Raw genomic sequence first — 25206 nt, 5'->3', positions numbered from 1 at the left:
CCCGATGACGACCGATGCGGACGTGCTACTGGTGAGCGTCCTCAACGGGCTGGCGATCAGCGCGCTGCTGTTCGTGCTCGCGGTCGGGCTCTCGCTGATCTTCGGCATGATGGACGTCCTCAACCTGGCGCACGGCGCGCTGTTCCTGGTGGGTGCCTATCTGGTGGCCTCGTTCACCGACGGGCAGGCCTCCTGGGGTGCGTTCCTCGCCGCGCTGGCGGTCGCCGCGGTGATCGGTGCCGCCGGTGGCGGGTTGCTCTCGGTGATGACCGAGCCGCTGCGCCGCCGGTCGCATCTCGACCAGGCCCTGCTGACGCTGGGTGTCGCGCTCGTCGTCGCCGAGCTGCTGCAGGTGGTCTTCGGTGACGATCCGCTCTCGGTCCCGGCGCCGCCCGGTCTCGACGGGTCGGTGGGCATCCTCGGCGCGACGTACCCGACCTACCGCCTGACGCTGATCGGGGTCGGTGCCGTGCTCGCCGCGACCGTCTACCTGGTCATCGAGCGGACGCGGTTGGGGGCGCTGGTCCGGGCGACGGTCGCCGACCGGGAGATGGTCGCCGCGCTGGGCGTCGACAACCGGCGGGTGAAGCTGGCGATGTTCGCCGCCGGATCGCTGCTGGCGACCGTCGCCGGTGTGCTGGCCGGCCCGGTCTACGGCGCGAGCGTCGGGCTGGACTCGACCGTGCTGATCCTCGCGCTGGTCGTCGTGGTCATCGGCGGCCTGGGCTCGGTCCGGGGCGCGTTGATCGGGGCCCTGGTGATCGGCCAGGTGGAGTCGACCGGACGGGCTCTGGTGCCGGATCTGGCCTCGTTCATCCTGTTCGGGGCGCTGGCGCTGCTGCTCGTCGTGCGTCCGCACGGGATCTTCGGCGCCCGGGCCGGGGTCGCCGCATGACGGAGCTGGCCGTGGAGAAGACGCCGCCGCCCGCGGTGGCGGCTCCGGCCCGGTCGTCGCCCTGGTGGATCCTCGCCGCCGTGGTGGTCGCCGGTCTGGCGGTGGCGCCGCTGTTCCTAGCGCCGTTCGCCACCACGACGCTGACCCGGATCGTGGTGTTCGCGCTGCTCGCGATGAGCCTCGACCTGCTCGTCGGACGCACCGGGCTCCCGTCGCTGGGCCACGCGGCGTACTTCGGTGCGGGCGCGTACGCCGCGGGCTGGGTCTCGATCCACTGGACCGCCGCCGCGCCGGTCCCGGTGCTGGCGGGCGCCGCGGTGGGCGCGTTGTTCGCGGCCGCGACCGGCTGGGTCGTCGTCCGCGTCGGCGGTGTGTACTTCCTGATGCTGACGCTGGCCATCGGCGAGCTCCTCGCGCAGCTCGCGCACGTCTGGGAGTCGGTGACCGGCGGCGCGAACGGGCTGAGCGCGATCCCCGCCACCCGGCTCGGCGGCACGGCCCTGCTCAACGTCGCGTACCTCTACTGGTACGTGCTCGGGGTCGCGCTGGTCGGCGCCGCGGTGCTGTGGGCGATCTACCGCTCGTCGTTCGGTACCGCGCTGCGGGGCATCCGCGACAACGAGCCGCGGATGCGGTCGCTGGCCTACCCGACCCGCCTCTACAAGTACGCGGCGTTCGTCGTGGCCGGTGCGGTGGCCGGCGTCGCCGGCGCGCTGCTGGCCGCGCAGCAGCGCCTGGTCACGCCGACCGAACTCGGCTTCACCACCGCCGCCACCGTGCTGCTCGCCGTGGTCATCGGGGGAGCGGGCTCGCTCTGGGGTGCGGCGGTGGGCGCGGCGCTGGTGATCCTCGTCCGGGACGCGCTCGGCCCCGCGCTGGACGGCCACGGCGAGCTGCTGCTCGGCGTCGTCTTCATCGTGGTGGTTTATCTTCTGCCGCGCGGCGCCGCAGGCCTCGCCACCGTACGCCTCCGGAGGCGCCCATGATCGCACTCGAGGCGCGCGACCTGCGGATCGCGTTCGGCGCGCTGCGCGCCGTCGACGGCGTCGACCTCACGGTCGCGGCCGGGAGCCGCCACGCGCTCATCGGCCCGAACGGCGCAGGCAAATCGACGCTGTTCAAGCTGCTGACCGGGGGGTTGCGCGCCGACGGCGGCACGGTGTCGCTGGGCGGACGCGACGTGACCCGGCTGTCGGAGGTCCGGCGCTGCCGTCTCGGGCTGGGGCAGACCACCCAGCACGTCAGCCTGTTCGCGTCGTTCACCGTGCAGGACACCGTGGCGTTGGCGGTCCGGCGGCACGAGCGGTCCCGGACGGCGGTCCGGACGCGCGCCGCCGCACTCGTCGAACAGGTCGGGCTGGCCGGACGCGGCGCGGTGCTCGTCCCGGCGCTGTCTCACGGCGAGCGCAAGCAACTGGACGTCGCACTCGCGCTGGCGTGCGAACCGTCGGTCCTCCTGCTGGACGAGCCCGCCGCCGGGATGTCCCCGGCCGAGAGCGAACGCCTGCTGGAGTTGCTGCGCGCGCTGCCGGGGTCGGTCACCGTGCTGTTCGTCGAGCACGACCTCGACCTGGTCTTCGGCCTGGCCGACCAGGTGACGGTCCTGCACCTGGGCCGGGTGCTGCTGTCCGGCAGCCCGGACGACGCCCGGAACAGCGACGCCGTGGCCGAGGCCTACCTCGGCACCGAGCACCGAGAGGAGTTGTTCACGCCGTGACCGCTCTCCACGTGCGCGGCCTGGTCTCCGGCTACGCCCGCAGCGCGGTGCTCAACGGCGTCGATCTGGACGTCGACGAGGGCGGCGCGCTCGCGTTGCTGGGCCGCAACGGCGTCGGCAAGTCCACGCTGATCAGCACGCTGATGGGGCTGGTGCCGGTCACGTCGGGGTCGATCCGGCTCGGCGAACGGGAGCTGGCAGGCAGCCGGACCGACGTCATCGCCCGCGCGGGCGTCGCGCTGGTGCCGCAGGGCCGCCGGGTCTGGCCACCGCTGACCGTGCGCGAGCACCTGCACCTGGCCGGATCGCGCCGCCGCGGCTCCTGGACCGTCGACGCCGTCCTCGACCTGCTTCCCCAGCTGGGCGAACGGCTGTCCCATCCGGCCGCGCACCTGTCCGGCGGCGAACAGCAGATGCTGGTGATCGGCCGCGCGCTGCTGACCAACCCCAGCCTGCTGCTGCTCGACGAACCGTCCGACGGCCTGGCGCCCGCGATCGTGGAGCAGGTCGGCGCCGTGCTCCGCACCGTCCGCCAGGAGGGCGTGACCGTGCTGCTGGTCGAGCAGAACCTGCGGCTGGCGTTCACGGTCGGCGAGCGCATCGCGGTGATGGAGAAGGGCCGCATCGTCCACCAGGTCCCGACCCGGCAGTTCCGGTCCGAACCCGACACCGCGCGCCGCCTGCTCGGCGTCGCGGGCTGATCAGCGCCCGAGCCCCGCGTACACCCGCTCCGCGTTGCCGCCCAGCACCAGCGGGACGACGTCGTCCGGAACCAGCGCGGCGATCGCGCGGGCGTTGATCGCCTGGCCGGGGACGCCGGGCCAGTCGGTGCCGAAGATCCACTTCCGGGAGAGGCGGCCGACGTCGAACCGGGCGTAGTACTCGGGAAGACGCTTCGGCGGCAGCCCGGACAGCTCGATCCAGACGTTGTCGCGGGAGAGCGCGAGGAACGCGGCGGCGTCGTACCACCAGCCGCGGCCGCCGTGCGCGAGCACGACCGTGAGGTCGGGGAAGTCGCGGAGGACGGTGTCGGCGTAGACCGGGTCGGCGTTGGCGTTGGTCGAGCCGGGGAAGCTGCTGGTGCCGCAGTGCACGATCAGCGGCACGCCCCGCTCGACCAGCACCGCGTAGGCGGGGTAGAGCGCCGCGTCGTCGATCCGGAAGCCGCCGTGGACGGGGTGGAGCTTCAGCGCGGCGCCGCCGAGGTCGAGCTGGCGCCGGAGCTCGCGCGCGATCGGATAGTGCAGGTGCGGGTTGACGTTGGCGACCGGGCGGAACCGGCGGGGGTTGTGCTCGACGATCGGCAGCAGGTCGTCGAAGTGCTGGTAGCCGGTCGCCTTCGGACTGTATTCGCAGAACAGCAGCGCGGTGTCGACGCCTTCGTCGGCGAAGAGCCGGTCGAGCGCCGCCGGAATCGGTCGGCCGTCGGCGTCCCAGATCTCCTCGAGAAGACCCGGCCGTCCGAAATTCCGGGCCCACTCGGCCCAGGCGGGCTTCAACGAGCTGAGCAGCGGCACGTGGACGTGGGCGTCGATGAGCCGGTGACCGTCCAGCATTCAGGACCCCCTGGGATGTTCGGGCATGCACCTCATCCTGCCGCTCCGGGTTCAGGCGGTCATCGCTTCGGCCCGCCGCATGACGTCCGCGCAGAACGCGCCGATCTGCGCGCCGTCGTCGATGAACTGGGACGGCTTGAGGCAGAACGTCGTGTAGCCCGCCTCGAGCTGCGGCGGGATCGCCGCCATGGCGCGCCCCAGGTCGGCGCAGTGGGTGTCGTCGGGGAAGATCGCCCGGACGCCGCCGATCAGCTCCAGCGCGCCGGGGTCCCGCCCGGCCGCCAGCATCTCCGACCGCAGCTGCGCCACCTCGTCGGCGGTCGGCGTCCCCAGCGGGTGGAACCCGTGGCCGTGCTCGACCAGCCGACGCAGCAGCGGCGCGTGCAGACGCTGCCCGCCGAACCACATCCGCGGCCCGTCCGGCCGGTACGCCTTGGGCTCGAAGTAGACGTCGTCGAAATCGAAGAACACACCGTGGAAGCTGAGCGGCGACGGACCCCAGGCCAGCCGGAAGACCTCCAGCTGCTCGTCGAGGATCCGTCCGCGCCGGTCGAACGGGACGCCGAGCGCGGTGTACTCGTCCCGGCTCCAGCTCACGGTCGGCTGCACCACCAGCCGCCCCTCGCTGACCAGGTCGAGCGTGCCCAGCTCGCGGGCGAGCAGCAGCGGGTGGCGCAGCGGCGCGAGGATCGCACCGGCGACCAGGCGCAGCGTCGTCGTGACCGAGGCGATCGCGGACAGCAGCACGATCGAGTTCGGCCACGGGGTGAACGGGTCCTGGTTGCCGGGCAGCGCGTAGGCCCGCGGGTTGCCCCGGACCCCGTCGGCGGCGGCGTCCGGGCCCAGCACGACGTGTTCGCTGGCCATGACCGCGTCGAAACCGGCGTCTTCGGCCTCCCGCGCCCAGCGCACCAGCGTCGGAAGGTCGCTCCCGCCGGAGGTCGTGTCGTTCTCGGTCAGGATCATCAGCATTCGAGGCGTGACCACGGCGAGATCGTACGGGTCCAAACGACTTTAAGCCACCGTATGCCCCGGAGGCATCGCGGCGATGACCTCGAAGTATTGGACAACGGCTGGATCGGTCAACGACGCTCGGCCCATGAACTCTCTGCCGCAGAGCCGGCACCTCGTCGGCCCCCTCCCCGGGCCCCGCTCGCGGGAGCTGATGGCCCGCAAGTCCGGTGCGGTCGCCGCCGGTGTCGGCACGACGATGCCGGTGTTCGCGGTGCGCGCCGGTGGCGGGATCGTGGAGGACGTCGACGGTAACCGGCTGATCGACCTCGGCTCGGGCATCGCGGTGACCACCGTCGGCAACAGCGCGCCGCGCGTGGTCGACGCGGTGGCGGCGCAGGCCGGTGCGTTCACGCACACCTGCTTCATGGTGACGCCGTACGAGTCGTACGTCGCGGTGGCCGAAGCGCTGAACCGCCTGACCCCGGGTGACCACGAGAAGCGCACCGCGCTGTTCAACTCCGGCGCCGAGGCGGTGGAGAACGCGGTCAAGATCGCCCGCAGCTACACCGGTCGCCAGGCCGTGGTCGCGTTCGACCACGGTTACCACGGCCGGACGAACCTCACGATGGCGCTGACCGCGAAGAACATGCCGTACAAGCACGGCTTCGGACCGTTCGCGCCCGAGGTGTACCGGGTGCCGACGTCGTACCCGTTCCGGGACGGCAAGGAGGTCGACGGGGCGACCGCGGCCCGCCGCGCGCTCACGCTCGTCGAGAAGCAGGTCGGCGCGGAGAACCTGGCCGCCCTGGTTATCGAGCCGATCCAGGGCGAGGGCGGCTTCGTCGAGCCCGCGCCGGGCTTTCTGCCCGCGCTCGCCGAGTGGTGCCGCGCGAACGGCGTCGTGTTCGTCGCGGACGAGGTCCAGACCGGTTTCGCCCGGACCGGTGACCTGTTCGCGTGCGACCACGAGGGCGTCGTCCCCGACCTGATCGTCACCGCGAAGGGCATCGCCGGTGGGCTGCCGTTGTCCGCTGTCACCGGCCGCGCCGAGATCATGGACGCCCCGCACGCCGGCGGCCTCGGCGGCACGTACGGGGGCAACCCGATCGCCTGCGCGGCCGCGATCGCCGCGATCGCGACGATCGAGGAGGACGGCCTGCTCGACCGCGCACGGCAGATCGAACGGCTGATGAAGGAGCGCCTGCACCGCCTTCAGTTGGACGACGCCCGGGTGGGCGACGTCCGCGGGCGCGGCGCGATGATCGCCGTCGAGCTCGTGAAGCCGGGAACCACCGAGCCCGATGCCGCGCTCGCTCGTGGGGTGGCGGCCGCCGCGCACCGCGCCGGGGTGATCGTGCTGACGTGCGGAACCGACGGCAACGTCCTGCGCTTCCTGCCCCCGCTGACGATCTCCGACGAGTTGCTCACCGAAGCCCTCGACATCCTGACCGAGGCGTTCGCCAACTAGGCACGCGCCACCGCACATTGCTGTTTCAGGTGCCCCGAAACAGCAATATGCGGCGTGCCCCCTACGAGGGTGGGGTGGCCAGGCGACTGGCCTCCCGCGCCAGCAACCGCCCCCGCAGCACGTGCGTGCCGGCCGCGATCGCGATCGCCGCCACCAGCGCGAGACCGCTCGCCACGTTCTGCCAGAAGTTCGTCACCCCGAGCAGCGTCAGGCCGTTCGCGAGCAACCCGAGGAACAGCACCCCGACGAGGACCCCGAACATCGAGCCCTCGCCGCCGGTCAGCGCGATCCCCCCGAGCAGCACCGCGGTCAGCACCGAGAGCTCGAACCCGAGCCCCAACTGCCCGGCCGGGGCGCTGTTCAAGCGCGCGACCGTGATCGTCCCGGCCAGCCCCGCGGCCGCGCCGGAGAACAGGTACAGCACGAACGGGATCGTGCGGATCTTCACCCCGGACAGGTACGCCGCCTCCCGGTTGACGCCGATCGCGTACACGTGCCGTCCGGCGGGCGTCAGCGTGAGGAACGCACCGGCCAGCCCCAGCACGGCGGCGGCGATGATCACCGCGAGGGGGATGCCGGCGATGTTCCCGATGCCGAGGAACGCGAACGCGTCCCCGAAACTGCTCAGCGGCAGCGGGCTGAGCAACTGGGTGGCCCCCCGCACCGCCGTCAGCATGCCCAGCGTCACGATGAACGACGAGAGGCCCGCCACGGTCGTGAGCACGGCGTTCACCAGGCCGATGGCGGCACCGGCGGCGACGGCGGCGCACACCGCCAGCGCGGGCGCCGCGCCGTGGTGCATGACGGTGCCCGCCACGACACCGCCGAGCGCCAGGGTGGAGCCCACCGAGAGGTCGACGTACCCGGCGATGACGAGCATCGCCACCGGAACGGCGACGATCGCGATGACCGAGCCGTCGAGCAGGACGCCTCGGAGGTTGCCCCAGTTCAGCTGGGCGCCGGTGCTCGCCTGCACGAAGGTCACCAGCAGGACCAGCAGGACCAGCAGCGGGTTCTTGACCAGGAAATCGGTGGCTCGTGTCCGGGAGACAGCCACCGCGCGCGGCAGGGTGGGAACGGCAGAGGACATCAGGCGTGCTCCGTCTCGCGGTGGATCAGGGACAGCAGGGCTTCCTCGTCGGTGTCCCGGACGTTGATGTCCTCGACGACGCGGCCCCCGCGCATCACGAGGCAGCGGTGGGCGAGCGCCACCACCTCGTCCGGGTCGTTGCTGGCGAACAGGATCGCGAGGCCGCGCTCGCGGGCGACGTCGCGGATCACCGCGTAGATCTCGGCGCGGGCTCCGACGTCCACGCCCTGGGTGGGGTCGTCGAGCAGCAGCACCCGGGCCGTGCTGCGCCGGTTGACCCAGCGTCCGATCAGCACCTTCTGCTGGTTGCCCCCGGAGAGGCGGGACGCGGCGATGTCCGGTTGCGGTGGCCGCAGGGAGAGCGTCGAAGCCGCCGCGCGGAACACGTCCCGCTCGTCGGCGTGGTTGCGGAAACCGAGCCGCGCGACCGTCGACATCACCCGCAACACGGTGTTCTCGGCCGCGGAGAGGCTGCCGAACAGTCCCTGCGCGAGCCGGTCGCCGGGTACCAGCGCGACGCCGGCCTCGAGCGCGGAATCGGGGTCGCGGATCCGGAGGACCTGGCCGTCGACCGCGACGGTCCCGGCGCGCATCGGGCGGCGCCCGAACAGCGTCTCCAGCAACCGGGTGCGGCCGGATCCGACCAGACCGTAAAGGCCGACGATCTCGCCGGGGCGCACGCTCAGCGAGACGTCGTGCAGCCCGGGGGCGGCGAGACCGTTCACCTCCAGCGTCGGCGGGGCGTCGGCCACCGGCACCGCCCGGCCGAGAGAACTCTGACCGCTGATCGCGGACACCAGGTCCGCCTTGGACACCCCTTTCATCGGGGAACTCCAGACCACGCCGCCGTTCTGGAGAACGGTGGCGTGGTCGGCGAGCCGCACCACCTCGTTAAGCAGGTGGGTGACGTACAGGATCGCGATGCCCTCGGACTTCAGCCGGAGCACGAGCGCGGCCAGCCGGTCCGCTTCGACCGGGGAGAGGGCCGCGCTCGGTTCGTCCAGGACCAGCAGCGTGGCGTCGCGTCGCAGCGCCTTGGCGATCTCGACGAGTTGCCGCTGACCGATCGACAGCTCGCCGACCACGGCGTCGGGCGAGACGGTCGATCCGACGCGCGCGAGTGCCTCCGCCGCGGCGTCGCGCTGGTGCGCGCGGCGGAGCACGACCCCGCCGCGCGTCACCTCCTGCCCGAGGAACAGGTTCTCGGTGACCGTGAGCGAGCTGATCAGGCTCAGGTGCTGGTAGATGATCGCGACGCCCTCGGCGATCGACGTCCGGGGGTTGAGCGCGGTGTGGGTGACGCCGTTGATCTCGATCGTGCCGGCGTCGGGCGCGGTTCCGCCGCCCAGGCACTTGATCACCGTCGACTTGCCCGCGCCGTTGTGGCCGAGCAGCGCGTGGACTTCTCCCGCGGCCACGTCGAGGTCGACACCCTCGAGTGCGAGCGTGGCCCCGTAACGCTTCGTCAGACCGCGGATCGAAACGGCCACGCTCAGCCGCCGAACGTCGCGATGTACTCGTCCAGGTCGGCGCTGTCCGGGGTCACCAGGTACACGGGAACGTCGGTCTGGATGTCGGTCTTGCCCTCGCCGAGCGCCCGCGGGATGTCCACGATCGCCTTCGCGATGTCCTCGGTCTTCACGGTCACGAGCGCGCGCACGAAGTGGCCGGCCTTCATCTGCTGGAAGAGGAAGAGGTTCCCGTCCAGGCCTCCGACGTAGGTCTTGGCGTCGGTGGCGGCCCGGCCCTTGGAGAGCAGCGCCTGGTAGGCGCCCTGCGCCGCGTCACCGGCGGCCGCGAGAACGATGTCGATGTCGGGGTTCTTCGAGAGCACCGCGTTGGTGACCGACAGGCCCTGCTCCGGCGTGATCGCCTGCTGCTGGGCGACGATCTTCAGGTTCGGTGCCGCCTTCTTCAGACCGTCGACGATGCCCTTGGTCCGTTCCTGGCCCAGCTGGATCGTCATGTCTTCGAGGATCAGCACGGTGCCCTGGCCGCCGAGGTGTTCGACCGCCCACTGGCCGGCGTTCTCTCCGAGCATCTGGCCGGACTTCTCGAAGCTGAACTGGAGCGTCGAGTCCTGGTTCTTCAGGTCGCCGCCGTAGGTGACCCAGTACTTACCCGCGTCCCTGTACTGCTTGGCGATCGACTCGATGCTGGCCGGGTCGGCGGGGAAGCACACGACCGCGTCCTCGTCCTGGCGCAGGTGGGTCGTCAGGTTCGTGACCTGCGTGGACAGGTCCATGTTGTCGTTGGTGAACACGACCTCGACGCCCTGCTGGTCGGCGTAGGCCTTGGTGGCGGTCTGCAGCGCGGCGTAGACCGGCAGCGCGGTGAACGGGTAGTCGACGAGGATCTTGTCGACCTCGCGGGGACCGGACGAGTCCGCGGTGCCGGTCTCGGCGGTGGTGCTGCAGCCGGTCAGGACGAGGGCGAGGACGGAGGTCAGAGCGACGACGGAACGCAGCATGGGCTTCCTTCGGGGGTTCAGACGGTCAGCGCTGGTAGACCGGTTCACCGGCGAACCAGGTCTGGCTAGTGGTCACGGCGGAGAGCTCCGCGGCCGGTACGGCGAACGGATCGCGGTCGAGGACGACGAAGTCCGCGGACAACCCCGGGGCGAGCCGCCCGGTGACGTCGTCCAGACCCATCGCCTGCGCCGGTCCGGTCGTGTACGCAGCTACGGCCTCGCCGACCGTGATCGCCTGTTCGGGCCAGAGCACGCCGGGGAACTGGCCGGTCGGGTCCTGGCGGGTGACCAGCCCGGCGATCCCGAACCAGGGGTCGGGCGACTCCGACACCGGCCAGTCCGACCCGGCGGCGAGCACCGCGCCGCTGTCGAGCAGCGCGCGGTTCGGCTGGATGCGGCTGGCACCCGGTTCCGGGCGCACGGAGCGGAGCGCTTCGACGATGACACCCGGGAACCACAGCGGCGGCGAGATGTCGGCGTGCACCCCGAGCGCGGCGAAGCGCTCGACGTCGTCCGGATGGATGTATTGGCCGTGGGCGACCTGCAGCCGCGGAGCCGACGGATGGAGCGCGGCGGCTGCGTCGAGGACCATCCGCACCGACGCGTCACCGGTGCAGTGGACCTTGACCCCGATGCCGAGCTCGGCGGCCCGCCGCAGCCACCCCTCCAACTCGTCGGCGGGCATCGTCGGGTGGCCGAGATGGCAGGCGCCGTGCGCGTCGTCGGGGAGGTAGGGCTCGAGGAACGCGCCGGTGCGGGAGGGCGGCACGCCGTCGAGGAAGATCTTCGCGAACTCCGGCCGGTGGTGCACGGTGCGGAACTGCTCGCCCTCGGTGATCAGGTCTTCGCCGACCCGGGACGTGCCGAAGATGAAGTCGTTGACCAGCATCGAGGTGACCACCCAGGCTCGGAGGCGGCCCTCGGTGTCGAGCTTGTGCAGCCCGGCCAGGAGGTGGATCGACGTGGCGGCGTCCTGGAACGCGGTGATGCCGTAGGAGTGCAGCATCTCGATGCCGCGCTCGGAGTTGCGCGCGTAGTACTCCACGTCCCGTTCGGTGGTGGCGTCGTAGGCGGCCTGCACCAGCGCACCCGCGGCCTCGTACAGCACGCCGGTGGGCGCGCCGCCGGGGTCCCGGACGATCCGGCCTCCGGCCGGGTCGTCGTCGCGGTCGAGCACTCCGCCCGCGCGGAGCGCCGCGGTGTTCGCCCATTTGTTGTGGTGCGTGTCGTCGGTCAGCAGCACCGGATGACCGGCGGACGCGTCGTCGAGCGCCGCCAGCGCCTCGGGGGTGGAGAGGCGCTCGACCAGGCCGGAGCCCCAGGATTCCCCGACGATCCACTCGCCGGGCCCCAGTGCGGTGGTGCGTCGGCGGACGGCGGCCAGCACCTCCTCGAAGCTCGCGGTAGCAGGCACCTTGAGCTGGTGCAGGTCCGCCTCGCCGGCCAGCGCGTGGTGGTTGTGGACGTCGATCAGGCCCGGCAGCACGGTCGCGCCGCCGAGGTCCACGACGCGGTCGGCCGAACCGGCCAGCTCCGCGGCGGTGCCGAGCGCGGTCACGCGCCCGCCCCGGAGGGCGAGGGCCTCCGCGTGCGGACGGGTGGGGTCCATCGTGTGGACGACGGCGTTGGTGACGAGGAGTTCGGCGTCAGCCATTCCAGTACCCTCTCGTTCGGTACCGAACGTTATTGAGCGGGAACCCTAGGGCTGACAATCACAGCCGCGCAAGACCCGGAATTTCTTGCGGCGCTCGTTACGCAGCCGTATCGTTTGTATCCGAACGAGATCGTCTCGAGAAGGAGCCGGATGTGCGCGAGTTCGAGGCCGACCTGGTCGTCCGGAGCGCGGTGCACGAGGCCGACGGGGTGCTGGCGCTGACGCTGGGCCGCCACGACGGCAGCGACCTGCCGGACTGGACCCCCGGAGCGCACATCGACCTCGTCCTCGGGGAGGGTCTCGTCCGCCAGTACTCCCTGTGCGGCCGCACCGGCGACACCGACTCGTGGCGCGTCGCGGTCCTCCGCGCACCGGACAGCCGCGGCGGTTCGGTGCGGATCCACGCGCTGGAAAAGGGCAGCGTCGTCCGCGCCCGGGGACCGCGGAACCACTTCCCGGTCGTGGCGTCCCGCCGCTACCTGTTCCTCGCGGGCGGCATCGGCATCACCCCGCTGCTCGCGATGATCAACGAGGTCGACGCGGCCGGAGCCGAATGGGAGCTGTACTACGGCGGGCGGCAGCGGGAATCCATGGCGTTCACCGCCGAGCTGGCCCGCTTCGGCGATCGCGTCCGGCTGGTGCCGGAGGACGAGCAGGGGCTCCTGGATCTCGACGCGCTCCTCGGCGTGCCGCGAGCGGACACGCTCGTCTACGCGTGCGGGCCGGAGCGCCTCCTCCAGGCGGTGGAGGAGCGCTGCGCGTCCTGGCCGGCCGGGAGCCTGCACCTGGAGCGGTTCGCACCCCGCGCGACCGAGCCGGCCGGTGCGGAGCGCTCCTTCGAGGTGGTCCTGGAGCAGTCCGGCACCACGCTCGAGGTTCCGCCGGACAAGTCCGTCTTCGAGGTCGTCCGCGAGGCCGGAGTCAGCGTTCTCGGCTCCTGCCTGGAGGGCATCTGCGGCACGTGCGAGACCGAGGTCATCGACGGGGACGTCGATCACCGCGACTCCGTGCTGAGCGACGACGAGCGCGAGACCAACGAGGTGATGATGATCTGTGTGTCCCGGTGCACGGGCCCGCGCCTGACGCTCGCTCTGTGAACGGGGGCGCCCGGTGAAGCTGCTGGTCATCCAGCACGACCACATGTCTCCGCTGGGCCCCGTCGCCGGGCGGTTCGGTGAGCACGGCTACGACATCGAGTACCACCTGGTCGTGCCCGCCGACCGGTTCCGCGCGCCCCGCGTCAGCACGCGGTTCCCGGACTTCACGGCCTTCGACGCGGTGCTCGCGATGGGGGCCCCGTGGTCGACGTACGACCACGCGCTGATCGGCGGCTGGGTGGTTCCGGAGATCGAGCAGCTGCGCCGCGCCGACGCGGCCGGTGTACCGGTGCTGGGCATCTGCTTCGGCGGCCAGCTGCTCGCGGCCGCACACGGGGGGAGCGTCGCCGCGTCCCCGCACCCGGAGATCGGCTGGGCCGAGATCCACACCGACGACGCCGCGGTCGTTCCGGCCGGGCCGTGGTTCCAGTGGCACTTCGACCGGTGGTCGCTTCCGCCGGGCGCGGTGGAGCTGGCGCGGAACCCGGCCGCCTCGCAGGCGTTCCGGCTGCGCCGCAACCTGGCGGTGCAGTTCCACCCCGAACTCACCAGCACGATGCTGGCCGGCTGGCTGGGCAACGGCGGTGCCGCCGGCGCACGCAGCCACGGCGTCGACATCGACGCTCTCGTGGCGCGGACGCGGGAGCTCTCGGCCGACGCGACGCGGCGCACCCGCGCGCTCGTCGACGGCTTCCTCGCGCACGTCGCGTCCGGTCCGTCACCACGTCACATCTAGACTCGCTGGGTAGACCCCCGCCCGGCGGAAGGAACGCGAGTCGATGACGGGATCGCACACGCTGCGGGCAACCGAGCAGGCCGTGGAAGAGCGGTTGGCCGGGATGTCACTGGACACCAGCGCGATGTGGGCGGTCTCGAACATCTATCGAGCCACCACCGCGATCCGCAACCATCTCGAGCAGACGGTGCTGCGTGACACCGGGCTGACCTGGACGGGCTTCGTCGTCCTCTGGGTCGTGTGGATCTGGGGCGAGATCGAGACCGCGCAGGCCGCGGCCGAGGCCGGCATCTCGAAGGGCACGCTGACCGGCGTCGTGAAGACGCTGGAGTCCTACCGGCACATCAAGCGCGAGCGTCACGAGACCGACAAGCGCCGGGTGGTGCTCTCGATGACGCCGTCCGGCCGCAAGTTGATGGAAGGCCTCTTCCCGCAGTTCAACCGGGAAGAGGCCGTCGTGGTCCGCGGCCTGTCCGAGGCGCAGCGCAAAGACCTCGCCAACTCGCTCCGGACGATCGTCGAGGAGCTGGAGCAGGCGCCGCCCCGCGGCGAAGCGGTCAAGCGGCCGGGCTGATCCGCACCGGGAACGACTTGATCCCGTTGACGAAGTTGCTGCGGATCCGGCGCACGTCGCCCACCAGCTCGATCGAACCGAGGCGGGGGAGCAGCTCCTCGAACATCAGCCGGATCTCCATGCGCGCGAGGTTGGCGCCCATGCACAGGTGGGGGCTGCCCTTGCCGAACGTCATGTGGTCGACGTTCGTGCGCGTGACGTCGATCGTGTAGGGATCGGCGAAGACCTCGTCGTCGCGGTTGCCCGAGGCGAACCACATGACGACCTTGTCGTCCTTCTTGATCTGCTTCCCGCCGAGCTCCACGTCGCGGGTGGCCGTCCGCCGGAAGTGGTAGACCGGCGACGCCCAGCGCAGCAGTTCCTCGACCGCGGTGGTGAGCAGCTCGGGCCGCTCCTGCAGCAACCGCAGCTGCGACGGCTGTTCCATCAGGCCCAGCATCGAGTTGCTGATCGCGTGCCGGGTGGTCTCGTTGCCGGCGATCACCAGCAGCGAGAAGTAGTTGTTGAAGTCCTGCTGGCTGAGCGGCACCCCGTCGTCGGGGAGCTTGTTCGCCAGGATCGTGATGAGGTCGGAGCCCTGACCACCGACACGCTCGTCCTTGAGCCGGTTGCCGTAATCCCACACCTCCTGGACGGTCGGCGAGCGGAACGGGAGGTGCCGGTACTGATCCGACTCCGCCAGGTCGGCGCGGACCTTCGCGTAGTCGGGGTCGGTGTTGGCCACCATCTCGTTGCCCCACGCGATCAGCTGCGGGGTGTCCTCCGGGGGGACGTCGAGCAGGCGGGCGAGCACCTGGATCGGGAAGTCGGCGCTGATCGTCGTGACGAAGTCGATCCGGCCGTCGTTCGCCGCGGCCTCCGCGAAGGCCCGGTCGACGGTCTGCTTGGTGAGCTGGCGCAGGAAGCCCTCGTAGTTCTTCAGGAGGTTCCGCGGGGTGAACTCACGCTGGATCAGCCGGCGCAGCGCGTGGTGCCTGCTGCCGTCGGTCTCCAGCAGCGAACGCCGGAAGTCGCGCAGGTCGTCGTCGACGTCCTCGAGGTTGACGAACTTCTCCGACGTGAAGCTCTCGACGTCCCGGTCGACGGCCCAGATGTCTGCGTACCGCGTGACCGCCCAGAAGCCGGCGCCGTCCTTCTCCTCGTTCCAGTGCACCGGATCCTCGGCGCGCAGCGTGTCGAACTGCGAGTAGCCGCGGAGGTCGGCGAAACCGTCGATGTCGGAGAGGTCGACCTCGGCGAGCGGTACGGGGGCGTGTCGGGGCATGGGGGAGCTCCTCGTGCGGGAAAGGCGCGACGTCAGATGTGGTACGTGTATTCCTGGAACTCCCAGTCGGTGATCCAGGTGCGGAAGCGTTCGACCTCGTCGCGTTTGTAGGCGAGGAACGTGTTGACGAACGGCCGCCCCAGCAGGTCGGCGATCTGGTCGTCGGCTTCGAGGGCGTCGAGGGCTTCGGGCAGGCTCTGCGGCAGCTTGGCCGCGCGCGTGGTGTCGTAGCCGTAGCCGACCAGTGCCTCCGGCGGTTCGATCTTGTTGCGGATGCCCAGCAGGGCTCCGGCCAGCATCCCGGCGATCGCGAGGTAGGAGTTCGCGCTGGCGTCGCCCAGGCGCAGCTCGAGCCGGGCGGCGTGGCCCCGCTCGGGCGGGATCCGCACCATCGCGCTGCGGTTGTCCAGTCCCCAGTCGATCAGCCAGGGGGCCAGCGTGTCCGGGCCGAACCGCTTGTAGGAGTTGATCGTGGGGTTGGCGACCGCGGCGATCGCCGGTGCGTGAGCCAGGATCCCGCCGATCGCGTGGTGAGCCACCGGGGACAGCCCGTCCGGGGCCGACGGGTCGTCGAACAGCGGGGCGCCGTCGGCGTCCTGGAGCGAGAGGTGCAGGTGGTAGCCGGAGCCGCCCTCGTCGTTGAACGGCTTCGGCATGAACGTGGCCAGGTGGCCCCGCCGACGGGCGAGTTCCTTGACCGCGTCCTTGAACCGGTGGGCGCGGTCGGCGGCGTCCAGGGCGTCGCCGTGCCAGAGGTTGATCTCGAACTGTCCGGAGGAGAACTCGTGGTTGGCCGCCACCACGTCGATGCCGTAGTCGCCGAGCTGCCGCAGGGATTCCAGCAGCACGTTCTCCGGGTCGCCCTTGCGTCCGGACGTGTAGACGTTGCCGGTGCCCTCGCCGTAGCGCTGCCAGCCGGTGGGGGACCCCGGGTTCTCGGCCAGCAGGTAGAACTCGAGCTCGGGCCCGACGACCGGGGCAATCGACTCGGCGGCGAACAGCTCGCACAGCTGGCGCAGCACCTGGCGCGGGCTCTCCAGCGCCGGTGTGCCGTCGGGGTTGAAAACGTCGGCGATGCAGTGTGCGACGCCGGGCTCCCACGGCAGCGGACGCAACGTGCTCAGGTCGGGGAACGCGACGACGTCCGGCAGCCCCGCGGACAGGCCGCCCTCGATGTCGACGACGCCCCCGCGCGGCGTCGTGCCGAACACCGAGCGGCAAAACGCCACGCCGCCGCCGACCGTGCGCGGGAAGTGGTTGACCAGGACGTCTCGTCCGCGGTCCACCCCGATCAGGTCGGCGTATCCGAGCCGGACGACGTCGATGCCCTCGGCGACGAGCCGCTCCTGGGCGGGCTGGAGCCCCGATGTGTCGAAGTGAGCCACGAGGCCCTGCCCTTCAGTCATATCGTTTGGGTCCGAACAATATCGAGCCGCTTCCTGGCTGGCAAGACTTTCCGCGGAGCGCCGTTCGGCATATCGTACGGATCCAAACGACCTTGGAGTGTCCATGCCACCGATGAACGGTTTTCTGTATCCGCGGACGGCGTCCGGCGCGGCGTCGCTGATCCCGTCGCCGCCGTGGTACTACTCCGGCGACCTCTTGACGGTCGAGTACCGCACCGATCCGGCGAACGTCGCGGCGCTCCTGCCCGAGCCCCTGGAGCCGGCGCCCGAGGACCCCGGTGCGGTCGCGTTCATCTGGGCGGACTGGCAGTCGTGCTCGGCCGGCCGCGAGGAGCTGCTGGATCCCGCGCGCTCCCAGTACAAAGAGGCCTTCGTGGTCGTGCGGTGCTCCTTCCGGGGCGTCACCTACTCGCGCTGCGTCTTCATCTGGGTGGACAAGGACTTCGCGATCGCGCGCGGCCTGCACCAGGGCTATCCGAAGAAGCTCGGGTCGATGTGGCAGACCCGGCCCCATCCGTTCGCGCACGGTGCCCCGCAGATCGGTCCGGGTGGCGTCTTCGGTGCCACGCTCGCGTCGTACGACCGGCGCCTCGCCGAGGCGGTCGTGACGCTCCGGGAGGAATCGGAGACCAACGGCTTCGTCAACGGTCATCCGATGGCACATCATCGCATCTACCCCGATATCTCCGGGAGCGGTGACGCGTACGCCGAGCTGATCTCCTCGGGCGCGAGCGCGTTCGAGGGCGGCCAGGCCTGGAAGGGCGACGCCGAGCTGCGGCTGTTCGAGGCGCCGACCGAGGAGGTGGCGCGGTTGGAGGTCGAGGAGGTCATCGGCGGCTACTACCGGCAGGTGGGCGTCGAGTGGAATGGCGGCACCACCCTGGCTCGCCTCTGACCGCCGGAAGCGCTGCACAGTTTGTGCCCCTCGAGGGGCACAAACTGTGCAGCGCTTCCCCGGGTCAGCGGGCGGCTGTCACTAGGGCCCGGAAGAGGGTGGGGTGGGGGGTGTCCTCGGGGTGCCACTGGAGGCCGAGGAACCAGCCGGGGAGGGCGTCGATCTCCACCGCCTCGATCGCGCCGTCCTCCGCGGTCGCCACCGCCCGCATCCCGCGGCCCAGGGCCCCGATGCACTGGTGGTGGTAGCAGGACACCTCGACCTTTCCGCCCGCCAGCTCGTAGAGCTCCGACCCCGGCTCGATCGAGACGAGGTGACGGCGATGCCGGTGATGGGACGGCATGTCCTGGATCAGGCGGCCGCCGCGCACCGCGTTGACCACCTGGAGGCCGCGGCAGATCGCGAGCAGCGGCACCCCCCGGTCCAGGCAGTGCCGGGCCACCGCGAGGTCGAACGCATCCTGCTCCTCGTCGACGTCGTAGAGCGTGTCGTGCGCCTCCTGGCCGGTCCAGTGCGCCGCCAGGTCACCGCCGCCTGGTAATAACACGCCCTGAGCGAACGCCAACCGCTCAGGCACGTCCTCCGGCGCCGCGGGGTGCATCGACAGCGGCTCACCGCCCGCGTCGAACACCGCCTCGCCGAGCGCGCGGGCGGTGACCTCGGCGGCATACCGCAGCGCCGAGGCGGACGCGGAGAAGCGGGCCGGAATCGCGATCAGCGGCCTACGCATACGAGATCCACGTCGTCTTCAGGTCGCTGTACTCCGCCAGCGCGTGGCGCGACTTGTCCCGCCCGAACCCGGAGAGCTTCACCCCGCCGAACGGCACCGACAGGTCACCCTCCTCGTAGCAGTTCACCCACACGGTCCCCGCGCGAAGCCGGCGGGAGACGCGATGCGCGGTGCCGAGATCGGACGTCCAGACGGCCGCGGCCAGTCCGTACGGCGTGTCGCCGGCGACGTGTACGGCCTCGTCCTCGGAGTCCACGACGAGCACCGAGAGCACCGGCGCGAACAGTTCCTCGCGCACGAGCGGATGGTCGGCGGCCAGCCCGGTCACGACGGTGGGCTCCAGGTACGGCCCGGGCCGCGCGACCCGGGATCCGCCGGTCCGCAGCGTGCCGCCCGCCGCCAGCCCCGAGCCCAGCTGCCCCAGGATCCGCTGCAGCGAGCGCTCGTCGACGATCGGCCCCATCCTGGTCGCCGGGTCGAGCGGGTCGCCGGGAGCCCAGGACGCCGCGGTCGCCACCACCCGGTCGATCACCCGCGCGGCGACGTCCCGGTGCACGATCAGGCGCGACCCGGCCGTGCACATCTCGCCGCTGTTGAAGAAGATCGCCCAGGCGGCGGTGTCCGCGGCGGCGTCGAGGTCCGGGGCGTCCCGGAGGATGATGTTCGGCGATTTGCCGCCGAGTTCCAGGTAGACCCGTTTGAGGTTGCTGTCCGCCGAGTAGCGCAGGAAGTGCCGTCCGACGTTCGTCGAGCCGGTGAACGTCAGGATGTCGACGTCCGGGTGTTCGCCGAGCGCGCGGCCGACGACCGGGCCGTCGCCGCTGAGCACGTTGAGCACACCCGGCGGCAACCCCGCTTCCACCCCGAGCGACGCCACCCGCTGCATCGACAGCGGCGACTGCTCGGCGGTCTTCACGACGACCGTGCACCCCGCGGCCAGCGCCGGGGCGATCTTCCACCCGGCCAGCGTCAGCGGGAAGTTCCACGGCACCACGGCCGCGACCACACCCGCCGGCTCGCGGGTGACCAGCGACAACTCACCCTCGACGGTCGGCGTGATCTCGCCGTGCTCCTTGTCGGCGAGTTCCCCGTAGTACCGCAGCGTCCGGATCAGCGCGCGCAGCTCGATCTCGTACGCCACCCGGACCGGCTTGCCCATCTCCAGGCTGACCAGGAGGGCCAACTCCTCGCGATGAGCGTCCACCAGATCGGCGAACCGTTGCAGGACCTCGCCACGCTCGCGCGGGTGCAGCCGCGGCCAGGGGCCGCGGTCGAAGGCCCTGCGGGCCGCGGCGACCGCCGCGTCGGTGTCGGTGACCCCCGCCCAGGCGACCGAACCGAGGGTGCTGCCGTCCCGCGGGGTGAGGACGTCGCGGACCGCGCCGGTCTCGCGGTACTCCCCGTTGATGAAGACGCCGGGCGGGAGCGTCAGCGCGGCCGCCCGGGCTACCCAATCGACCATCAGTGCGCCGCGGGGAGCGGCTTGCGGATACCCCGGAACTCCCAGTCGCCGCCCTGGGCCGTGGAGAGCACTTCCTCGGACTCGGTGGGCTGGGCGCCGACGTCGGTGCGGATCGGCGTGGGTCCGCTGACGATGTGGTTGCGCAGCGTCCCGAGGCCCTCGACCTCGACCTCGACGTCGTCACCCGGGTACACCGTGCGCGAGATCGCCGGCGTCCCGGACAGCAGCAGGTCGCCGGGCTGCAGCGTGATCGTGCGGGCGATGTCGGCGACCAGGTAGTGCATGTCCCACTGCATCTCGTCGGTAGTGCCGTCCTGGCGGACCTCACCGTTGACGAGGGTCCGGATTCGCTTGCCGCCGAAGTCCCAGCCCTCGACGACGCCGGGCCCGATCGGGCACAGCGTGTCGGCGCCCTTGACCCGCAGCATCGACCCGGAGTCGGTGTCGCGGAAGTCGTGGAGGCCGTAGTCGTTGGCGACCGTGTACCCGCGGATGTAGTCACCGGCCTGCTCCGGCGCGATGTTGCGGCAGGTCCGGCCGATGACGATCGCGATCTCGCCCTCGTAGTTGAGCCACTTGCACCCCTCCGGGCGCACCACGGCGGCGTCGTGGGAGTTCAGCGCCGAGATCGGCTTGTGGAAGTACGTGGGCGCTGCCGGGAGCTTCGTCTGCAGCTCCTGCACCCGGCTGAGGTAGTTCAGGTGGACGCAGATGATCTTGGTCGGGGTGACCGGCGGAAGGTGCCGCGCATCGGCGATCGCCACGACACGACCGTCGCCGGCCACTAGGTTCTCGCCGTCGCGGACGACGTCGACGACGGTGCCGTCGAGCAGGATGCGGCGGGTCTCTCGGGTACTCACGAACACGCTCCTCAGCCGGCGGCGGGCAGGTCGGGGCCGCCGGTCTGGCGGACGTAGTCGGGGTCGAGCGGCGTCGTCTTGGGGGAGGGGAAGCCGTCCGCGGGCCGGTCGAACCAGAGGTGGGCCTGGCCGGTGCCGACCGAGTTCTCGTACTCCCCGTACTGGCGGCCGGTCGCGGTGCAGCGTTCCTCGCCGAGCGCGCCGAGCATCATCTGGTAGTGCATGAACTTCGCCTCCGGGCGGAAGCGCAAGAACTCGGGCATGGTGTCGAGGACCCGTTGGTGGTCCCCGGCCTTGAACCACTCGATCCGCTCCAGGTCCGCAGCCAGCGCTCCCGGCGAGAAGATGTGTTCGTGTCCGGCGGCCTCGTGGTCCCGGAGCTGGCGCAGCGGCCAGAACGTGTGCGACATGGCGCCGGAGGCGATCAGCACGACCTTCCGGTCGGAGGCGGCGATCGCGTCGCCCAGCGCCCGGCCCAGCCGGTAGGCGTCCTCGCCGTCGGCGGTCTGGCAGACGCCGATCGAGATCCACCGCTTCTCGGGCAGCCCCTGGCCGAGGAACTCCCAGAGGTTCGTGGTGGCGTAGAAGATCGGCAGCGAGTGGTCGTCGATCGCGGTGATCCAGGTGGAATGGTCGGCGGCCTTGCTCGCGATCAGGTGGGCGAGTTCGGGGTCACCGGGGAAGTCGTACGGGCGGCGCTGCATGCCCCGGGGTAGTTCCTCGGACGTGAACAGCCCGCTGCGGCGGTCCTGCGCGGTCACCACGAACTCGACGGTGGTGGCCCAGTGCGAGTCGAGCACGACGACCGTGTCGTAGTCGAGCGTCTCGAAGACCTCGCGCCGCAGCTGCTGGAGACCCGCGACGAGCGTGGAGTCCTCACCGTTGTTCAGCTCGCGCCGCGTCTCCTCCGGCAGGACGATCGTCGGGACGTGCGCCAACAGCCCGGCGCCGACTATTTCACCCATGCTGCTGCCATCCGTTCGGGCTGAAGACGCTGTTCTTGACGTCGCAGTAGAAGTCGAACGACCAGGCGCCGCCCTCGCGGCCGATGCCGGACTTGCCGTTACCGCCGAACGGCGCCTCGAGATCGCGGACGAAGAAGCAGTTCACCCACACGGTGCCGGCGTTCAGCGCGTGCGAGACCCGCTCCGCTCGTGTTCTGTCCGTGGTGACCACCGTGGCCGCCAGCCCGAAGCGCGTGTCGTTGGCGCGCGCGACGGCGTCGTCCTCGTCGTCGAACGTCTCGACCGTGACGACCGGGCCGAAGACCTCCTCGGTCAGGATCTCCGCTCCGGGCTTCACGTCGACCAGGACGGTGGGGCGGTAGTAGAGGCCGCCGAGTTCCGTATTGGGCCCGCCACCGATCAGCGCGCGGGCACGGTCAGCGAGGGCGCGGTCGACGAACCCGCTCACCTGCTCGAAGTGTCTCCGCGCGATGAGAGCGGACTGATCGGTGGCCTCGTCCCGGGGGTCGCCCTGCGTCAGCTGCGCGGTGCGCTCCACCAGCCGGTTCGTGAACTCGTCCGCGATCGAGGAGTGCACCAGCATCCGGGCGGCCTTCAGGCACACCTGCCCGGCGTTGTCGAACTGCTCGACCGCGATGCCGACGGCGAGCTCGAGGTCGGCGTCGGCGAACACGAGCAGCGGTGACTTGCCGCCGAGCTCGAACGAGAGCGGCACGATGTTCGGCGCGGCGGCGCGGGCGATGACCCCGGCGGTCGGTACCGAGCCGGTGAACGCGAGCCGGTTGATCCCGGGGTGCGCGGTGAGGGGAGTGCCGGCCTCGGCGCCGGTTCCCTGGACCACGTTGAAGACACCGGCGGGCACGCCTGCGGCGTGCATGATGTCGGCGAGCAGGCTCGCGGTCAGCGGCGCCCATTCCGGCGGTTTGACGACGACGGTGTTGCCCGCGGCCAGCGCCGGTCCGATCCGCCAGGTGGCCAGCATCAGCGGCGCGTTCCACGGCGTGATGATCGCGACGACGCCCGCCGGGTCGTAGGTGATGCGCTCGCGGTGGCCCCGCACCGACAGGTCCGGGTGGCCCAGCTGTTTCTCGGCGTAGTCGGCGAATGCCCGGAAGTTCAGCGCGACCCGGGGCATGACGCCTCGCCGGTGGCTGCGGAGGAGCGAGCCGTTGTCGCGTGTCTCGACGGTTGCCAGGTCCTCGAGGCGGGCCTCGATCCCGTCGGCGACGCGGTGCAGGATCGCGGAGCGCTCGGCGACCGGCAGCGCTCTCCAGGCCGGGAACGCGGCGCGGGCCGCGGCGACCGCGGCGTCGACCTCGGTGGCCCCGCCGGCGGCGACCCGCGCGATCTCCTGCTCGTCGATGGGCGAGACGTCGGCGAACGTGCGGGCGGACGCGATCCGCTCGCCGCCGATCCAATGGCGCAGGTCGACGCGGACGCCGTCGATCGATGCGTGGTGGTCGTCCATCGCTGTCCCGAACCTCCTGAGCGGCAGATCGTTTGGTTCCAAACGTAATCGGGCGGGTGGGGACGGTCAAGCGAGTGTGTCCAGTGCTGCGTCGGAATGCTCTGGGCGGACACGAACGATTTACGAGCAGCCTATCGACAACTCGTTCGGGTCCGAATATCTTCTTGTCGCCCAGGTCACATTCGCGGTAGCTGAAGAGAGAACGCCTCATGACCGCAGAACGAACCACCCCATCCTCGACGACCGATTCCGCTCCGAGCGAGCACCTCGCTGCCAATCGCCTGGGCATCACCGGGATCGTCTTCTTCGTCGTCGCCGCCGCGGCGCCGCTCGTCGGCATGACCGGTGCCGTGCCGGTCGCGATCGTGCTCGGCAACGGTGCCGCCGCCCCGGGCGCGTACCTGGTGGCCGGCCTCGTGCTGCTGGTGTTCAGCGTCGGTTACGCGGCGATGAGCCACCGGGTCACGAACACCGGCGCCTTCTTCGCGTTCGTCGGGCGAGGCCTCGGCATCACGGCCGGCGTCGGATCGGCGTTCGTCTCGTTACTCGCGTACGTCGCGGTCCAGCTGGCCGTGTACGGCTTCTTCGGCGCGGTGGCGCACGGACAGCTCGACGCCCGGCTCTCGATCGACCTCCCCTGGTGGGCGTGGTCGCTGATCGCCTGGGCCGTCGTGCTCACGCTCTCGCTGCTGCGCGTCGACATCGGCGCCAAGGTGCTCGGCGTCCTGATGGGACTGGAGGTGCTGTCGCTGCTCCTGGTCGCCGCGGTCGTGCTCCTGCAGGGCGGCGGCCCCGACGGGCTCTCGTTCGCCGCGTCGTTCTCACCCGCGAACATCTTCACCGGCGGGTTCGGCGGCTCGGCGGGCATCGCACTCGCGTTCGCGTTCGCGTCGTACATCGGCTTCGAGGCGACCGCGATCTACGCCGAGGAGACCAAGGACCCCAAGCGGGCCGTGCCCCGGGCGACCTACACCGCGGTCGCGGGCATCGCCGTGTTGTTCGCGCTCGCGTCCTGGGCCGTCGTCAGCGGGGTGGGCAGCGCGAACGCGGTCGACCGGGTCGCCGAGATCTCGTCCGTGGAGGGCACTCCGCTGGCCGATCCGTCCGCCGTCCTGTTCTTCGTGGCCGAGGAGTACGTCGGCGGCTGGCTGGCGACGCTGATGAGCTGGCTGGTGCTCAGCAGCCTGTTTGCCGGTCTGCTCGCGTTCCAGAACAGCGCGGCCCGGTACTTCTTCTCGATGGGCCGGGCCGGTGTGCTGCCGAGGGCGCTCGACCGGGTCAACCGCCGCGGCGCCCCCGTCTACGGCTCGGTCGCGACGTCGGTGATCACGCTGCTCGTGATCGTGTTCTTCGCGGTCACCGACAAGGATCCGGTCCTCAACCTGTTCAACTGGTTCAGCGGCCTGGCGGTGCTGGCCATCGTCCTCGTCGAGATCCTGGTGTCGGTCGCGGTGATCGTCCACTTCAGGCGGGAGCCCGGCGAGGCAGGCGTGCTGAAGACCGTCGTCGCCCCGGCGGTCGCGATCGTCGGCCTGGCCCTGGCGGCCTACCTGATCATGGCCCGCTTCGGACTGCTCGCCGGAACCAGCTCCAACCCCGACGACGCGCTGACCGCGTTCGCGCTGTCCGCCACCGGCTGGACGCTGGTCCTCGCGCCGTTCGTGGTGCTGATCATCGGCCTGATCATCGGCGCGGTCCGCCGCAACAGCGAGAACGAGGACGCGATCGCGGACTTCGTCAGCTGAGGTTTTTCTCTTGGTCTAGATCCGGAAGCGGGTGACGATCGCCTGCAGGTCGCCGGACATGCGTGCGAGTTCTTCGGCCGAACGCTGGGTGTCCAGCACGGTCGCGGTGGTGGTTTGGGCTGCTGCGGCGACGCCGGCGATGTTGTGGGCGATGCTGGTGGCGCCGGTGGAGGCTTCGCTGATGCTGCGGCTCATCTCGT

22 protein-coding genes and 2 pseudogenes are annotated in these 25206 nt (G+C 71.1%); 10 read left to right on the top strand and 14 right to left on the bottom strand.

The window, feature by feature from the left end; all coding sequences use genetic code 11:
• The first annotated feature begins 4 nt into the window (after window positions 1–4).
• From BUB75_RS20650 to BUB75_RS20635, 4 genes are read left to right on the top strand one after another with little or no spacing between them, the layout of a single operon-like run.
• The gene (locus tag BUB75_RS20650; protein WP_073259244.1) at window positions 5–895 is read left to right on the top strand and encodes a branched-chain amino acid ABC transporter permease; all 891 of its coding nucleotides are present in this window, start codon (window positions 5–7) and stop codon (window positions 893–895) included.
• A complete protein-coding gene (locus tag BUB75_RS20645; protein WP_073259243.1) occupies window positions 892–1881 on the top strand; it encodes a branched-chain amino acid ABC transporter permease in 990 nt (329 codons plus the stop codon). The genes BUB75_RS20650 and BUB75_RS20645 overlap by 4 nt, the downstream gene beginning before the upstream one ends.
• Complete coding sequence (locus BUB75_RS20640; RefSeq protein ID WP_073259242.1) at window positions 1878–2612, top strand: ABC transporter ATP-binding protein; 735 nt, start codon at window positions 1878–1880, stop codon at window positions 2610–2612. The genes BUB75_RS20645 and BUB75_RS20640 overlap by 4 nt, the downstream gene beginning before the upstream one ends.
• Window positions 2609–3313 carry an ABC transporter ATP-binding protein gene (locus tag BUB75_RS20635; protein ID WP_073259241.1) on the top strand — a complete coding sequence of 235 codons (705 nt, stop codon included), beginning with the start codon at window positions 2609–2611 and terminating at the stop codon, window positions 3311–3313. The genes BUB75_RS20640 and BUB75_RS20635 overlap by 4 nt, the downstream gene beginning before the upstream one ends.
• On the opposite strand, the gene BUB75_RS20630 is transcribed toward BUB75_RS20635, so the two are convergent.
• Window positions 3314–4168, bottom strand: coding sequence for an amidohydrolase family protein (locus tag BUB75_RS20630; RefSeq protein WP_073259240.1), 855 nt, complete (start codon window positions 4166–4168; stop codon window positions 3314–3316).
• A gap of 51 nt (window positions 4169–4219) precedes the next feature.
• A complete protein-coding gene (locus BUB75_RS20625; RefSeq protein ID WP_073259239.1) occupies window positions 4220–5140 on the bottom strand; it encodes a TIGR03619 family F420-dependent LLM class oxidoreductase in 921 nt (306 codons plus the stop codon).
• Between the two features lie 127 nt (window positions 5141–5267).
• Here BUB75_RS20625 and gabT point away from each other — a divergent pair, with 127 nt between their 5' ends.
• A complete protein-coding gene (gene gabT, locus BUB75_RS20620) occupies window positions 5268–6590 on the top strand; it encodes a 4-aminobutyrate--2-oxoglutarate transaminase (protein WP_073259238.1) in 1323 nt (440 codons plus the stop codon).
• Window positions 6591–6651: 61 nt separating this feature from the next.
• Here gabT and BUB75_RS20615 read toward each other — a convergent pair whose 3' ends face one another.
• The 4 genes from BUB75_RS20615 to BUB75_RS20600 are packed head-to-tail and all read right to left on the bottom strand — an operon-like array spanning window position 6652 to window position 11804.
• On the bottom strand, window positions 6652–7680 hold the full coding sequence (locus BUB75_RS20615) for an ABC transporter permease (protein WP_073259237.1): 1029 nt from the start codon (window positions 7678–7680) through the stop codon (window positions 6652–6654).
• Window positions 7680–9170, bottom strand: a complete 1491-nt coding sequence (locus tag BUB75_RS20610) for a sugar ABC transporter ATP-binding protein (RefSeq protein ID WP_073259236.1) — start codon at window positions 9168–9170, stop codon at window positions 7680–7682. Before BUB75_RS20610 ends, BUB75_RS20615 begins: the two co-directional genes overlap by 1 nt.
• A gap of 2 nt (window positions 9171–9172) precedes the next feature.
• Window positions 9173–10150 carry a sugar ABC transporter substrate-binding protein gene (locus BUB75_RS20605; protein ID WP_073259235.1) on the bottom strand — a complete coding sequence of 326 codons (978 nt, stop codon included), beginning with the start codon at window positions 10148–10150 and terminating at the stop codon, window positions 9173–9175.
• A 25-nt stretch (window positions 10151–10175) separates the two neighbouring features.
• Entirely contained in the window at window positions 10176–11804 is a 1629-nt protein-coding gene (locus BUB75_RS20600) for an amidohydrolase (protein WP_073259234.1), read from the bottom strand.
• A 158-nt stretch (window positions 11805–11962) separates the two neighbouring features.
• On the opposite strand from BUB75_RS20600, the pseudogene BUB75_RS20595 reads away from it, so the two are divergent.
• The 3 genes and pseudogenes from BUB75_RS20595 to BUB75_RS20585 all read left to right on the top strand — a co-directional run.
• Window positions 11963–12901, top strand: a pseudogene (locus BUB75_RS20595) (PDR/VanB family oxidoreductase); the annotation flags it as partial.
• Between the two features lie 13 nt (window positions 12902–12914).
• Window positions 12915–13637 (top strand): type 1 glutamine amidotransferase, encoded by a 723-nt coding sequence (locus BUB75_RS20590; RefSeq protein ID WP_073259232.1) that lies wholly within the window; start codon window positions 12915–12917, stop codon window positions 13635–13637.
• Window positions 13638–13680: 43 nt separating this feature from the next.
• The gene (locus BUB75_RS20585) at window positions 13681–14211 is read left to right on the top strand and encodes a MarR family winged helix-turn-helix transcriptional regulator (RefSeq protein ID WP_073259231.1); all 531 of its coding nucleotides are present in this window, start codon (window positions 13681–13683) and stop codon (window positions 14209–14211) included.
• Here the strand turns inward: BUB75_RS20585 and BUB75_RS20580 are convergent.
• Both BUB75_RS20580 and BUB75_RS20575 read right to left on the bottom strand, forming a co-directional pair.
• Window positions 14195–15475, bottom strand: a complete 1281-nt coding sequence (locus tag BUB75_RS20580) for a cytochrome P450 (protein WP_073259230.1) — start codon at window positions 15473–15475, stop codon at window positions 14195–14197. The genes BUB75_RS20585 and BUB75_RS20580 overlap by 17 nt on opposite strands.
• A 32-nt stretch (window positions 15476–15507) precedes the next feature.
• A complete protein-coding gene (locus tag BUB75_RS20575; protein WP_178379940.1) occupies window positions 15508–16881 on the bottom strand; it encodes a glutamine synthetase family protein in 1374 nt (457 codons plus the stop codon).
• Window positions 16882–16984: 103 nt separating this feature from the next.
• On the opposite strand from BUB75_RS20575, the gene BUB75_RS20570 reads away from it, so the two are divergent.
• Window positions 16985–17776, top strand: coding sequence for an acetoacetate decarboxylase family protein (locus tag BUB75_RS20570; protein ID WP_073259228.1), 792 nt, complete (start codon window positions 16985–16987; stop codon window positions 17774–17776).
• Between the two features lie 64 nt (window positions 17777–17840).
• Here the strand turns inward: BUB75_RS20570 and BUB75_RS20565 are convergent, their stop codons facing one another.
• Genes BUB75_RS20565 through BUB75_RS20545 form a run of 5 tightly spaced genes read right to left on the bottom strand, consistent with a single transcriptional unit; the run spans window position 17841 to window position 23261 of the window.
• The gene (locus BUB75_RS20565; protein ID WP_073259227.1) at window positions 17841–18506 is read right to left on the bottom strand and encodes a gamma-glutamyl-gamma-aminobutyrate hydrolase family protein; all 666 of its coding nucleotides are present in this window, start codon (window positions 18504–18506) and stop codon (window positions 17841–17843) included.
• A complete protein-coding gene (locus BUB75_RS20560) occupies window positions 18499–19968 on the bottom strand; it encodes an aldehyde dehydrogenase family protein (protein ID WP_073259226.1) in 1470 nt (489 codons plus the stop codon). Before BUB75_RS20560 ends, BUB75_RS20565 begins: the two co-directional genes overlap by 8 nt.
• Window positions 19968–20828: a fumarylacetoacetate hydrolase family protein gene (locus tag BUB75_RS20555; protein ID WP_073259784.1), complete on the bottom strand. Its 861-nt coding sequence runs from the start codon at window positions 20826–20828 to the stop codon at window positions 19968–19970. The genes BUB75_RS20560 and BUB75_RS20555 overlap by 1 nt, the downstream gene beginning before the upstream one ends.
• A gap of 11 nt (window positions 20829–20839) precedes the next feature.
• On the bottom strand, window positions 20840–21793 hold the full coding sequence (locus BUB75_RS20550) for a DODA-type extradiol aromatic ring-opening family dioxygenase (protein ID WP_073259225.1): 954 nt from the start codon (window positions 21791–21793) through the stop codon (window positions 20840–20842).
• Window positions 21786–23261 (bottom strand): aldehyde dehydrogenase, encoded by a 1476-nt coding sequence (locus BUB75_RS20545; protein ID WP_073259224.1) that lies wholly within the window; start codon window positions 23259–23261, stop codon window positions 21786–21788. Before BUB75_RS20545 ends, BUB75_RS20550 begins: the two co-directional genes overlap by 8 nt.
• A 209-nt stretch (window positions 23262–23470) precedes the next feature.
• Between BUB75_RS20545 and BUB75_RS20540 the strand changes: the two genes are divergently transcribed.
• Window positions 23471–25006, top strand: coding sequence for an APC family permease (locus BUB75_RS20540; RefSeq protein WP_073259223.1), 1536 nt, complete (start codon window positions 23471–23473; stop codon window positions 25004–25006).
• A gap of 15 nt (window positions 25007–25021) precedes the next feature.
• On the opposite strand, the pseudogene BUB75_RS20535 reads toward BUB75_RS20540, so the two are convergent.
• Window positions 25022–25206: pseudogene (locus BUB75_RS20535) on the bottom strand (methyl-accepting chemotaxis protein); the annotation flags it as partial.

This window comes from Cryptosporangium aurantiacum, from assembly GCF_900143005.1.
GTDB classification, from domain to species: Bacteria; Actinomycetota; Actinomycetes; order Mycobacteriales; family Cryptosporangiaceae; genus Cryptosporangium; species Cryptosporangium aurantiacum.
The sequence above is the reverse complement of the archived record's forward strand: the minus strand, read 5'-3'. Positions and strand labels throughout refer to the sequence as shown.